The following is a 12,436-nucleotide window of genomic DNA, read 5'->3' as shown; positions in this document are numbered from 1 at the left end:
CGCACACCGGAAAGGGCCCGCTCTTCTCCTGGGTACCGGCCCTGGAGCCGGGGCCGTGACCTTACGATGCCGGGATGACGTTTCGGCTGACGCTGGTCGCCGCCGGCCGTAGCTCCTCCCGGCTGGGGGAGCGTTTCGGCGATGACCGGCCGCTGGATTCGGAGGGCCGACTCGCCGCCGAGCGCGCGGCCCCCGGGCTGCTGCCGCTGGCCGCGGCGGAGCTGCGCTACTGCTCGCCGTCGACCCGTAGCCGGGAGACCGGTGATGCGCTGGGCTTCACGCCACTGGTCCAACTCGCCCTGCGCGACTGCGACATGGGCCGCTGGGCGGGCCGCTCCCTCGCCCATGTGATGGCGCGCGAGCCCACGGAGGTGGATGCCTGGCTCGGCGATCCGCGTTCCGCACCGCACGGCGGGGAGTCGCTGCACGCGTTCATCATGCGGATCGGCGGCTGGCTGGACACCCGTCCGGCCGAGGACCACGCCAAGATGGTGGCCGTGGCCGACCCCGGGGTGGTCCGCGCCGCCCTGATGTACGCGATCAAGGCGCCGCCGCACTGCTACTGGAACGTCGACATCCGTCCGCTCTCCACGGTCACCCTCACCGGCCGGGCGGGCGAGTGGCGGCTGCGCGTGGACGGTGCGTGAGAGTGGACGGTACGTGACAGGAGAACGCGGGGGCCTCCCGCTCACGGCGTGAGCTCCCCGGCCAGCAGATCCATCAGCAGGCCGTCGTGCCACGTACCGTCGGCGCCGCGCTCGTAGGACCGCATGACACCGACGGGCCGGAAGCCGACCTTGCCGTAGCACCGGATCGCGGCGGCGTTGTCGGCGGCCGGGTCGATCACGATGCGGTGGTGGCCGTGGTCGTCGATCAGATGGCGGGCCAGGGTGCGTACGGCGTCGGTGCCCAGCCCGCGGCCGTGCACCGCCGGGTCCAGATAGATGTCGATGCTCGCGTGACGGTAGTCCGGATCGGCCTCGGACGACCACTGGATGAAGCCGATCACCGCGCCCTCACACTCGATGGTCAGCTGTTCCGCGCCGGGCTCGGCCAGATCCTCGCGCACCGCCGCCACCAGGTCCGCGCCGCCCCGCCAGCGCGCGTACACCTCGGGCGTGGCGCGGATCGCGGCCAGGGAGGGAACATCGGAAGGGACGGTGGGGCGCAGTACCACCCGCGCGCCCCGCAGAGTCATCGGCATGGACCGGACGATCCCACCGGAGCGCGGGCCGTGACCAGGGCGCGGCTTTCTGTCCCAGGGCCCTTTCGGGAAAGCGCTCGGCACCAGATATCTTGATGTCGAGCAATGTTGCAGACGTGGAGCGGAGCACCCGGTGACTGACTCGACCATCATCTATACGCACACGGACGAGGCCCCTGCCCTCGCGACGTACTCGTTCCTGCCGGTGATCGAGGCGTATGCCTCCACCGCCGGGGTCGGCGTGGAGAGCCGGGACATCTCCCTGGCGGGCCGGATCATCGCCCAGTTCCCCGAGCACCTGGAAGAGGGCCAGCGCATCCCCGACGCCCTCGCCGAGCTGGGTGACCTCGCCAAGACCCCCGAGGCCAACATCATCAAGTTGCCGAACATCTCGGCCTCGATCCCGCAGCTGAAGGCCGCGGTCGCCGAGCTGCAGCAGCAGGGCTACGCGCTGCCGGACTACCCGGACGACCCGAAGACCGACGAGGAGCGGAAGATCCGCGCCCGTTACGACAAGGTCAAGGGCTCCGCGGTGAACCCGGTGCTGCGCGAGGGCAACTCCGACCGCCGCGCCCCCGCCTCGGTGAAGAACTACGCCAGGGCCAATCCGCACCGCATGGGCGCCTGGACGGCCGATTCCAAGACCAATGTGTCCCATATGGACACCGACGACTTCCGCTCCACCGAGAAGTCCGTGGTGATCCCGGAGGACGGCTCGCTGCGCATCGAGCTGGCGGGCGACGACGGCTCCACCACCGTGCTGCGCGAGTCCGTACCGGTGCTGGCGGGCGAGGTCGTGGACGCCTCCGTGATGCGCGTCGCGGCGCTGCGCGAGTTCCTCTCGGCGCAGGTGGCCCGCGCCAAGGCGGAGGGCGTGCTGTTCTCCCTGCACCTGAAGGCCACGATGATGAAGGTCTCCGACCCGATCGTCTTCGGCCACGGCGTACGTGCCTTCTTCCCCAAGACCTTCGCCGAGCACGGTGAGACCCTCGCCGCCGCCGGTCTGACCCCGAACGACGGTCTGGGCGGCATCCTCAAGGGCCTGGAGGCCCTGCCCGAGGGCGCGGCGATCAAGGCGTCCTTCGACGCCGAGCTGGCCGAGGGCCCGGAGCTGGCCATGGTCGACTCCGACCGCGGCATCACCAACCTGCATGTGCCGTCCGACGTCATCGTCGACGCCTCCATGCCAGCCATGATCCGTACCTCCGGCCACATGTGGGGCCCGGACGGCGAGGAGCACGACACCCTCGCGGTGATCCCGGACAGCAGCTACGCCGGGATCTACCAGGCCGTCATCGACGACTGCCGCGCCCACGGCGCCTTCGACCCGGCCACGATGGGCTCGGTGCCCAACGTCGGCCTGATGGCGCAGAAGGCCGAGGAGTACGGCAGCCACGACAAGACCTTCGAGATCCCCACCACGGGCACCGTCCGCGTCCTGGACGGGGCGGGCAACGCGGTCATCGAGCAGGTCGTCGGCGCCGGTGACATCTTCCGGATGTGCCAGACCAAGGACGTGCCGATCCAGGACTGGGTCAAGCTGGCCGTCACCCGCGCCCGCGCCACCGGCGACCCGGCCGTCTTCTGGCTGGACGAGGGCCGCGCCCACGACGCCAACCTCATCGAGAAGGTCAAGGCGTACCTGCCGGAGCACGACACCGAGGGCCTGGACATCAGGATCCTGGCCCCGGTCGAGGCGATCAAGCTCTCCCTCGAGCGGATCCGCCGCGGCGAGGACACGATCTCGGTCACCGGCAACGTCCTGCGTGACTACCTGACCGACCTGTTCCCGATCCTGGAGCTGGGCACCAGCGCCAAGATGCTCTCGGTCGTCCCGCTGATCAACGGCGGCGGTCTGTTCGAGACCGGCGCGGGCGGCTCGGCGCCCAAGCACGTCCAGCAGCTGGTCAAGGAGAACTACCTGCGCTGGGACAGCCTGGGCGAGTTCCTGGCCCTCGCGGTCAGCTTCGAGCACCTCGCGCAGAAGACGGGCAACGCGCGGGCCCAGGTCCTCGCCGACACCCTCGACCGGGCGACCGGCACCTTCCTGGCCGAGAACAAGTCGCCCAGCCGTCGCGTAGGCGGTATCGACAACCGCGGCAGCCACTTCTACCTGGCCCTGTACTGGGCCCAGGAGCTGGCCAAGCAGACCGACGACGCCGACCTGGCCAAGGCGTTCGCCCAGCTCGCCGACACGCTCTCCACTCAGGAGCAGACGATCGTCGACGAGCTGCTCGCGGTCCAGGGCTCCCCGGCCGACATCGGCGGCTACTACCGGCCCGACACCGCCAAGGCCGCGGCCGTCATGCGCCCGTCCGCGACCCTCAACCAGGCCCTCGCCACCCTCGGCTGACCCGCCTGGCGCGACTGACGCACCGCAGCACCGCACCACACCGCATCGCACCGCCCCGGCCGGCACTCGCCCGGCCGGGGCGGTTCCCTTCTCCCGTCTCGTACGGGCGGCTATGTGGCGGGGACGCCCATCAGGGCGGCGGCCTGATCGGTGGGGCCGGGCACCGGGCCCAGCCATTCGCAGAGCAGGACGGTGGCGTCGTCCTGTAGGCGGCCGTCGTGGTGGGCCATGACGGCGCCGACCAGGCGGCGCAGCGTCTCCGGAACGGGCAGCCCGTCGGCGTGCCGCCGGATGAGGAAGTCGACGAACCGGGTCAGGCCGAATTCGCGGCCGCCGGGGCGCCGCGCCTCGGTGATGCCGTCGGTGTAGAACACGAGGCGGTCGCCGGGCTGGAGCTGTTCGCGGCACAGCGTGGCGTCCAGTTCCAGCCCCATGCCCAGGGGGAGGCCCGGCGGGCACCGCAGATGCGTGGTCCAGCGGCCGCCGCGGATGATCAGCGGCGGGTGATGGCCGAAGCTGACCCAGCGCAGCTCTCCGCCGCGGGTGTCCAGATCGGCCAGGATGCCGGTGGCGTAGTGGTTTCCCTGGAACTGCTCGACCAGCGCCTCGTCGACCCTCTCGCCGGTCCGCACCAGGTCGGCGCGGCGGCGGCGGGCGTTGCGGCACGCTCCCAGGGCGAGGTTGGCGGTCAGCCCGGCCGCGGTGTCGTGGCCCATCGCGTCGAAGACCGCCAGGCGCACCATCGGTCCGTCGGTGGCGTAGTCGTACGCGTCCCCGCTGATGTCGAACGCCGGCTCCATGACGGCGGAGATGGCCACCCGGCCGTCCGCGTAGGTGGTCTGTGGCATCAGCCGCCACTGCATTTCGGCCGCGATGGTCATCGCCTCGCTGCCCACCAGCCGGGCGAAGGCGTCGCTGAAGTCGCGCTTGCTGACCACGATGAGCGCCACGAGGGCGGAGAGCAGTTTCATGTCCTCGCGGGCCCGTGCGTCGTCGGTGACCGTGGTGACCCGCAGCAGACCGATGCGCTCGGTGCCGTTCAGCAGCGGCACCCACCACTGGTGGCGGCCCGGCTCGGCGGGGGCCGCGGGCAGCATCTCCCCGTACTGGTAGGCCCGGCCCGGCACGGTGCCCTCTACCTTCAGCTCCTCCGGTTGGCCGCCCTCCGGCCCCACGGCGCCCGAGGCGGTCAGCCGCCGCAGTACGCGCCGCCGCACATCGACCAGGTAGATCAGCACCTGGCCGATACCGGCGGACGCCGCGTGTTCGGCCACGGCGACCGGCAGCATCTCCAGCGGCATCAGATGGCTGGCGGCCAGCAGTTCGCCGAGCAACCGCCTGCTGCCCGACTCCCGACTCCGGTCCGTCACGACCGCTCCCTCTCGTCCGAGGCCGCGGATCGCGGCCCGGCACCCCCTTCAGAGTGTCGCGCGGAACGGTTCCTCACGTACGCCGAGAAGGCGAGGCGACCTCCCAGGCCGCCTCGATCATCCGGAAGACCTCGTCCACCGCGGCCTCCGGATCGGCCGCCTCACGGGCCAGCGCATAGGCGTCGATCACGAACCTCGCGATCGTCCGGCAGGCCGTGGTGGTCTGTGACCGGCCGGGATCGGCGGCGATGGCCGTCGCCAGCGACTCCGCATGGCGCAGCCGCATCGACTCCTCGTACTCCCGCAGGGCGGGTGATGCGTCGATCATGTGCCAGATCGGGGCGGTGCCGTCCGCCGTGCAATGGCGCACCAGGGCATGGATCTCGCGGCGCAGCGCGGGGAGGAGCGGTTCGTGCGGCGCCCGGCCGGTGACCGCCGCCGTGAGGCGTTGCTCGAAGTCCTGGTCCTGCTCGAACACCAGGGCCTCTTTCGAGGCGAAGTGGGAGAAGAGCGTGGTGACGGCCACGTCGGCCTCGGCGGCCACGTCACGGATGCCCACCGCGTCGTACCCGCGTTCCAGGAAGAGCCGCAGGGCGGCATCGGCGATCTTCTGGCGGGTCGCGGCCTTCTTGCGCTCACGGCGCCCGGGCGGCACGGTCATGCGCTCACGCTACCAGATGCAAAACCGAAACGGTTTTTAAACCCTAACGGTTAGTGTTACGGTCGGTCGCATGAAGAGAGTGAGCTTCGCCGAGTTCGGCGGTCCGGATGTTCTGCAACTCATAGCCGCCGAGGAGCCCCACGCGGGCCCCGGCCAGATACGCGTCGCCGTGCGGGCGGCAGGCGTGAACCCCGTCGACTGGCGGATCCGTGAAGGCCAGGTACTGGGGGCCCATCCGGTCGAGCTGCCCTCCGGGGTCGGGCTGGACGCCTCCGGGGTGGTGGACGAGGTCGGCGAGGGTGTCGAAGGGGTCGAGACCGGCGACCGTGTGTTCGGCGAGGGGTCGAGCACCTATGCCGAGTTCGCGGTGCTGTCGGCCTGGGCCCGGATGCCCGAGGGGCTGACGTTCGAGGAGGCCGCCGGGTACCCCTCCGTGGTGGAGACCGCGCTGCGCGTCATCCGCGAGGTCGGTGTGCGGTCCGGGCAGACGCTGCTGGTCAGCGGCGCGTCCGGGGGAGTCGGCTCGGCGGTGCTGCAGATCGCCCGCGACCGCGGCATCACGGTGATCGGCACGGCCGGGGCCGCGAACCAGGACTATCTGCGGAGCCTGGGCGCCGTCCCCACGACATACGGCGAGGGCTGGGCCGAGCGGGTGCGGCGGCTCGGCCGGGTCGACGCGGCGCTCGATCTGGCCGGTTCGGGGGTGATCCGCGAGCTCGTCGAGCTGACGGGGGATCCGCGGAAGGTGATCTCCATCGCCGATCTCGGCGCGCCGGAGCTCGGTGTCCGGTTCTCCGGCGTGGCCGGGAGCGTGCCGGAAGCGCTCGCCGAGGCCGTCGACCTCATCTCGCGGGGGAAGCTCCACATCCCGGTCGAGAAGTCATATCCGCTCGCCGAGGCCGCGGCGGCGCACATCGACAGCCAAGCCGGTCATACGCGCGGGCGCCGGGTCATCGTCATCTGAGCCGCTTCCCGCGCGGCTCAGATACGGGCGGCTCCCGCCCGAAGGCCGGCGAGCACCGTGCCGAGCAATCGGTCGGTCAGGTTGTCGTCGGCGTCGATGCCGAGGCAGGAAGGGGATGTCGCCGCGAGTGAGCCCGCGAGGAAGGGTAGGTCCTGCCATCGCGCGTCAGGGTGCATGGCTCCCGCTTCCTGGGCGCGCTCGCCGATGTGGCGGAGTTGCTCGCGTACTCGCGCCTGGCTGTCGGCATGGACTTCTGTCGCCGCTCCTGGATGGTCGTTGAGGAGCTCGAAGAGGCCGCGGTGGCGTGCCTGGTGCTCCACGAGAAGGCGCAGCGCGTCTCGCAGCCCCTTCGCGGGGTCCGCTTCGGCGGCTTGTCGGAGGCCGTCGAGGACTTCGTCGAGTACGTCACCGAGCACGGCCGAGAGCAGTTCCTCGCGGGAGGCGAAGCGACGGTAGAACGTCGCTTGGCCCAGTCCGGCACGTCGCACGATCTCGTTCACCGACACCCCCAGGCCCAACTCGGCCACCGCGTGCCGGGCGACCTTGATCAGAAGTTCGCGGTTGCGCAGGGCGTCGGCGCGCGCGGGGGTTTCTGTGTCGGGCATGCCGCCAGCCTACCCCCGGAAACGGTTAGTCCCTCTCCGTTTGTGCTATGTTGCAAACGGAGAGGGGCTCTCCGTTTTATGGCCGAGATACCGCGAGGGGTAGAGGTATGGGAAAGCTTGACGGGCGCACGGCGCTGATCACGGGGGGCAGCGAAGGGCTCGGGCGCGCGATCGCCACGGCATTCGCCGCGGAGGGGGCCGACCTGGTGCTGCTTGCCCGCGACCCGGACAAGCTGGCGAAGGCGGCTCACGAACTGAGCGGCGAGCAGGTCACGGTGCATACTCTTGCCGTGGACCTGGCCGACGTGCCGGCGATGCCCGATGCGATCGCTCGGCTCGATGTCGATATCGACATCCTCGTCAACAACGTCGGCCTGGCCCGCATGAAACCGCTGGCCGACGTCACGCTCGACGACGTGGAGGCCATGGTGACCTTGAATCTCACCGCGCCCTTCCGCCTCATTCAGCTCCTGCTGACCTCTCTTGTCGCGGCGCAGGGCACCGTCATCAACATGTCCAGCTACTGGGCCAACACCATGGTCGCCGACCGCCCCTCCAGCATGTACTCGGCGACCAGGGGGGCCATCGAGTCCCTCACCCGCGCCCTCGCCAACGAGCTGGGCCCCAGCGGTGTGCGGGTCAACGCCATTGCTCCCGGTTCCGTGGCCACACCCACCTTCGACCGCCAGTACCTCGGCCCGATGGCACCCGAGCAACGCACCGACTACGAGCGGTACGTACGGCGCGCCTACCCCATCGGACGCATCGGCCGCATGGAAGAGATCGCGAACGCGGCCCTCTACCTTGCCTCCGACCAGTCGTCCTGGACGACCGGTGCCGTCCTCCAGGTGGACGGGGGTCTCGCTCTTCGGTGACGAGGACTCTCATTGCATAAAGCTGTCGTGAAACGTATAGTCATGCCATCATCTAGGGAGGACGACGGCGATGGCCATACGTGCTGCGGTGGCGGGCGCGAGCGGATACGCGGGCGGGGAACTGCTGCGGCTGCTGCTCGCCCACCCGGAGGTGGAGATCGGCACCCTGACCGGCAACTCCAACGCCGGGCAGCCCCTCGCCGGGCTGCAGCCCCATCTGCTCCCGCTGGCCGGGCGAGTGCTCGAGCCCACCACCGCCGAGGCGCTGGCCGGGCATGACGTGGTCTTCCTGGCGCTGCCGCACGGGCAGTCCGCCGCCGTGGCCGAGCAGCTCGGCGACCAGGTCCTGGTCGTCGACTGCGGCGCCGACTTCCGGCTGAAGGACGCGGCGGACTGGGAGCGGTTCTACGGTTCGCCGCACGCCGGCACCTGGCCCTACGGCCTGCCCGAGCTGCCCGGCGCCCGCGCCGCGCTGGAGGGCACCAAGCGCATCGCGGTGCCGGGCTGCTACCCCACCGCCGTCTCCCTCGCGCTCTTCCCGGCGTACGCGGCCGGGCTGCTGGAGCCCGAGGCGGTCATCGTCGCCGCCTCCGGGACCTCGGGCGCGGGCAAGGCGCCCAAGCCGCATCTGCTGGGCAGCGAGGTCATGGGCTCGATGAGTCCGTACGGCGTCGGCGGCGGCCACCGGCACACCCCCGAGATGATCCAGAACCTGTCCGCCGCGGCGGGGGAGCGGGTGTCGGTCTCCTTCACCCCGACCCTCGCCCCGATGCCCCGCGGCATCCTCGCCACCTGCAGCGCCAAGGCCAGGCCCGGGGTCACCGCGGAGAGCCTGCGCGCCGCGTACGACAAGGCGCTGCGGGACGAACCGTTCGCCACCCTCCTCCCCGAGGGCCAGTGGCCCTCCACCGCCGCCGTGTACGGATCCAACGCCGCGCTGCTCCAGGTCGCCCATGACGAGGCGGCCGGCCGCGCCCTCGTGATCAGCGCCATCGACAACCTGACCAAGGGCACCGCGGGCGGCGCGGTGCAGAGCATGAACATCGCCCTCGGCCTCCCCGAGGAGCTGGGACTTTCCACGATCGGAGTCGCTCCATGAGCGTTACGGCAGCCCAGGGCTTCACGGCCTCCGGCGTCGCGGCAGGGATCAAGGAGAACGGAAACCCCGACCTCGCACTCGTGGTGAACACCGGCCCGCGCCTCTCCGCCGCGGCCGTCTTCACCTCCAACCGTGTCAAGGCCGCCCCCATCCTGTGGTCCGAGCAGGTCATCAAGGGCGGTCAGGTCTCGGCCGTCGTCCTCAACTCCGGTGGCGCCAACGCCTGCACCGGGCCGCTGGGCTTCCAGGACACCCACGCCACCGCCGAGAGGGCCGCGGAGGCCCTCGGCCACAGCGCGGGCGAGGTCGCCGTGGCCTCCACCGGGCTCATCGGCGTCCGGCTGCCCATGGACGCGGTGCTGTCCGGGGTGGGCAAGGCCGCCGAGGCGCTCTCCCCGCACGGCGGCGAGAAGGCCGCGATCGCCATCAAGACCACCGACACCGTCCACAAGACGGCCGTCGTGCAGAGCCCCGCCGGCTGGACCGTGGGCGGTATGGCCAAGGGCGCCGGGATGCTGGCCCCGGGCCTGGCCACCATGCTCGTCGTCCTCACCACCGACGCCGACACGGACACCCCCGGGCTGGACACCGCGCTGCGCGCGGCCACCCGCACCACCTTCGACCGGATCGACTCCGACGGCTGCATGTCCACCAACGACATGGTGCTGCTGATGGCCTCCGGCGCCTCCGGTGTCGCTCCCGACGCCGCGGAGTTCGCCGAGGCGGTCCGCGAGGTCTGCGCCGATCTCGCCCGCCAGCTGATCGGGGACGCCGAGGGCGCCTCCAAGGACATCCGGATCGAGGTCGTGGGCGCGGCCACCGAGGACGACGCGGTGGAGGTGGGCCGCTCCATCGCCCGCAACAACCTCCTCAAGTGCGCCGTCCACGGCGAGGACCCCAACTGGGGCCGGGTGCTCGCCGCGATCGGCACCACCTCGGCCGCCTTCGACCCGGACCAGCTCAACGTCGCGATCAACGACGTCTGGGTGTGCAAGAACGGCTCGGTGGGCGAGGACCGGGAACTGGTCGACATGCGCTACCGCGAGGTCCGCATCACCGCCGACCTGGCCGCGGGCGGCGAGTCGGCGGTCATCTGGGCCAACGACCTGACCGCCGACTACGTCCACGAGAACAGCGCGTATTCGTCATGAGCGAGCCGACCGCCCGTAAACACACCGCCCTGCCCAAGGCCCGCATCCTCATCGAGGCGCTGCCCTGGCTGACCCGGCACCACGGCAAGACCGTGGTGGTCAAGTTCGGCGGCAACGCCATGGTCGACGACGAGCTGAAGGCCGCCTTCGCCCAGGACGTCGTCTTCCTGCGCCACGCGGGCCTGCGTCCCGTCGTCGTCCACGGCGGCGGCCCCCAGATCAGCGCACAGCTGGACCGCCACGGTCTGGTGAGCGAGTTCAAGGCCGGGCTGCGGGTCACCACCGACGACGCCATGGACGTCGTACGGATGGTGCTGGCCGGACAGGTCCAGCGCGAACTGGTCGGACTGCTCAACCGGCACGGCCCGCTGGCCGTCGGCATGACCGGTGAGGACGCGCATCTGATGTCCGCCACCAAGCACTTCGCCGAGATCGACGGCGAACAGGTGGACATCGGCCGGGTCGGCCAGATCACCGAGATGGACACCGGCGCGGTCCGGGCCCTGCTGGACGACGGCCGGATCCCGGTCGTCTCCTCCATCGCCCGCAGCGTCGACGACGGCCATGTCTACAACGTCAACGCCGACACGGCCGCGGCCGCCCTCGCCGTCGCGCTGGGCGCCGAGACGCTGATGGTGCTCACCGACGTGGAGGGCCTCTACGCCGACTGGCCCAACAGCGACGAGGTGATCAGCAAGCTCACCGCGAGCCAGCTGGAGAAGCTGCTCCCGGAGCTGGCCAGCGGCATGGTGCCGAAGATGGAGGGCTGTCTGTACGCCGTGCGCCACGGGGTGACCACCGCCCGCGTGCTCGACGGGCGCGTACCGCACTCCATCCTGCTGGAGATCTTCACCGACGAGGGCATCGGCACAATGGTCCTGCCGGACGGGACCGCGATCGGCAAGGACGACCAGGACAGCAAGGGCGACAAGGGGGAGGACCAGTGAGCAACGAGGAGCTGAAGCGGCGCTGGCAGGGGGCGCTCATGGACAACTACGGCACCCCCCGCCTCCCGCTCACCCACGGCGAGGGCACCAAGGTCTGGGACGCGGACGGCAAGGAGTACCTCGACTTCGTCGGCGGTATCGCCGTCAACTCCCTCGGCCATGCCCACCCCGCCGTCGTCCGGGCGGTGTCCGACCAGGTCGCCACCCTCGGCCATGTCTCCAACCTCTTCGTGGCCGAGCCCCCGGTGGCGCTCGCCGAGCGGCTGCTCCAGCTCTTCGGCCGCTCCGGACGCGTCTACTTCTCCAACTCCGGCGCGGAGGCGGTCGAGGCCGCCTTCAAGATCGGGCGGCGTACCGGGCGCACCCATATGGTGGCCACCGACGGCGGCTTCCACGGCCGCACCATGGGGGCGCTGGCCCTGACCGGCCAGCCCGCCAAGCAGGAGCCCTTCCGTCCGCTGCCCGGCGATGTGACGCACGTACCGTACGGGGACGTGGAGGCGCTGCGCGCGGTCGTCACCACCGACACCGCCCTCGTCATCCTGGAGCCCATCCAGGGCGAGAACGGCGTCATCGTGCCGCCGGCCGGCTATCTGGCGGCGGCGCGGGAGATCACCCGGGCCACCGGCACCCTGCTGGTGCTCGACGAGATCCAGACCGGGATCGGGCGGACCGGCCACTGGTTCGAGCACCAGGCGCAGGGCGTCGAGCCCGATGTCGTCACCCTCGCCAAGGGGCTCGGCGCCGGGATGCCCATCGGCGCCACCCTCGCCTTCGGGTCGGCGGCCGATCTGCTGACCCCGGGCCAGCACGGATCCACCTTCGGCGGCAACCCCGTCTCCTGCGCGGCCGGTCTCGCCGTCCTCGACACCATCGCCGCCGACGGCCTCCTGGACCGGGTCAAGCGGGCGGGGGAGCGGCTGCGTAACGGAATCGAGTCGCTCGACCACGCATCGGTCGCCCGGGTCCGCGGCGCCGGGCTGCTGCTCGGTATCGTGCTCACAGAGTCCCTCGCGCCGCAGGTGCAGAAGGCGGCTCAGGACGCGGGACTCCTGGTGAACGCGGTCGCGCCGGATGTGGTCCGGCTCGCCCCGCCGCTCGTCATCTCCGACGGCGAGGTGGACACCTTCCTCCGGGAGCTGCCCGCCGTCCTGGACGCCGCACATGAGGGAGACGGGGAACGACGAGCCGGAGACTGACGACACCG

General features: G+C 71.1%; 12 protein-coding genes. 8 read left to right on the top strand and 4 right to left on the bottom strand.

From position 1 onward, the window contains the following. Positions 1-74 precede the first annotated feature (74 nt). On the top strand, positions 75-647 hold the full coding sequence (locus LIV37_RS10920) for a histidine phosphatase family protein (RefSeq protein ID WP_020867167.1): 573 nt from the start codon (positions 75-77) through the stop codon (positions 645-647). A gap of 41 nt (positions 648-688) precedes the next feature. Here LIV37_RS10920 and LIV37_RS10915 read toward each other — a convergent pair whose 3' ends face one another. Then, the gene (locus LIV37_RS10915) at positions 689-1,198 is read right to left on the bottom strand and encodes a GNAT family N-acetyltransferase (RefSeq protein WP_121826115.1); all 510 of its coding nucleotides are present in this window, start codon (positions 1,196-1,198) and stop codon (positions 689-691) included. 139 nt (positions 1,199-1,337) lie between these two features. Between LIV37_RS10915 and LIV37_RS10910 the strand changes: the two genes are divergently transcribed. Next, entirely contained in the window at positions 1,338-3,557 is a 2,220-nt protein-coding gene (locus LIV37_RS10910) for an NADP-dependent isocitrate dehydrogenase (protein WP_020867165.1), read from the top strand. Between the two features lie 110 nt (positions 3,558-3,667). Here LIV37_RS10910 and LIV37_RS10905 read toward each other — a convergent pair whose 3' ends face one another. Then, on the bottom strand, positions 3,668-4,858 hold the full coding sequence (locus LIV37_RS10905) for a PP2C family protein-serine/threonine phosphatase (RefSeq protein WP_121826116.1): 1,191 nt from the start codon (positions 4,856-4,858) through the stop codon (positions 3,668-3,670). 142 nt (positions 4,859-5,000) lie between these two features. Beyond that, positions 5,001-5,588: a TetR/AcrR family transcriptional regulator gene (locus LIV37_RS10900; protein ID WP_020867163.1), complete on the bottom strand. Its 588-nt coding sequence runs from the start codon at positions 5,586-5,588 to the stop codon at positions 5,001-5,003. 70 nt (positions 5,589-5,658) lie between these two features. Here LIV37_RS10900 and LIV37_RS10895 point away from each other — a divergent pair, with 70 nt between their 5' ends. Beyond that, complete coding sequence (locus tag LIV37_RS10895) at positions 5,659-6,552, top strand: NADP-dependent oxidoreductase (protein ID WP_121825607.1); 894 nt, start codon at positions 5,659-5,661, stop codon at positions 6,550-6,552. A 17-nt stretch (positions 6,553-6,569) separates the two neighbouring features. Here the strand turns inward: LIV37_RS10895 and LIV37_RS10890 are convergent, their stop codons facing one another. Next, positions 6,570-7,157: a TetR/AcrR family transcriptional regulator gene (locus LIV37_RS10890; protein ID WP_020867161.1), complete on the bottom strand. Its 588-nt coding sequence runs from the start codon at positions 7,155-7,157 to the stop codon at positions 6,570-6,572. A 107-nt stretch (positions 7,158-7,264) separates the two neighbouring features. Here LIV37_RS10890 and LIV37_RS10885 point away from each other — a divergent pair, with 107 nt between their 5' ends. The 5 genes from LIV37_RS10885 to LIV37_RS10865 all read left to right on the top strand — a co-directional run bounded on the left by LIV37_RS10885 (position 7,265) and on the right by LIV37_RS10865 (position 12,428). Next, positions 7,265-8,032, top strand: a complete 768-nt coding sequence (locus LIV37_RS10885) for an SDR family NAD(P)-dependent oxidoreductase (RefSeq protein WP_020867160.1) — start codon at positions 7,265-7,267, stop codon at positions 8,030-8,032. 70 nt (positions 8,033-8,102) lie between these two features. After that, positions 8,103-9,131 carry an N-acetyl-gamma-glutamyl-phosphate reductase gene (gene argC, locus LIV37_RS10880; RefSeq protein ID WP_020867159.1) on the top strand — a complete coding sequence of 343 codons (1,029 nt, stop codon included), beginning with the start codon at positions 8,103-8,105 and terminating at the stop codon, positions 9,129-9,131. Beyond that, positions 9,128-10,282: a bifunctional glutamate N-acetyltransferase/amino-acid acetyltransferase ArgJ gene (gene argJ / locus LIV37_RS10875; RefSeq protein WP_020867158.1), complete on the top strand. Its 1,155-nt coding sequence runs from the start codon at positions 9,128-9,130 to the stop codon at positions 10,280-10,282. Before argC ends, argJ begins: the two co-directional genes overlap by 4 nt. After that, the gene (gene argB / locus LIV37_RS10870; RefSeq protein WP_020867157.1) at positions 10,279-11,229 is read left to right on the top strand and encodes an acetylglutamate kinase; all 951 of its coding nucleotides are present in this window, start codon (positions 10,279-10,281) and stop codon (positions 11,227-11,229) included. The genes argJ and argB overlap by 4 nt, the downstream gene beginning before the upstream one ends. Further along, positions 11,226-12,428 carry an acetylornithine transaminase gene (locus LIV37_RS10865; RefSeq protein WP_020867156.1) on the top strand — a complete coding sequence of 401 codons (1,203 nt, stop codon included), beginning with the start codon at positions 11,226-11,228 and terminating at the stop codon, positions 12,426-12,428. The genes argB and LIV37_RS10865 overlap by 4 nt, the downstream gene beginning before the upstream one ends. Positions 12,429-12,436: the final 8 nt, after the last annotated feature.

Source organism: Streptomyces rapamycinicus NRRL 5491, from assembly GCF_024298965.1.
Classification (GTDB): Bacteria; Actinomycetota; Actinomycetes; order Streptomycetales; family Streptomycetaceae; genus Streptomyces; species Streptomyces rapamycinicus.
Note: the sequence above shows the minus strand (reverse complement) of the source record. Positions and strands in the feature narration are given on the sequence as shown.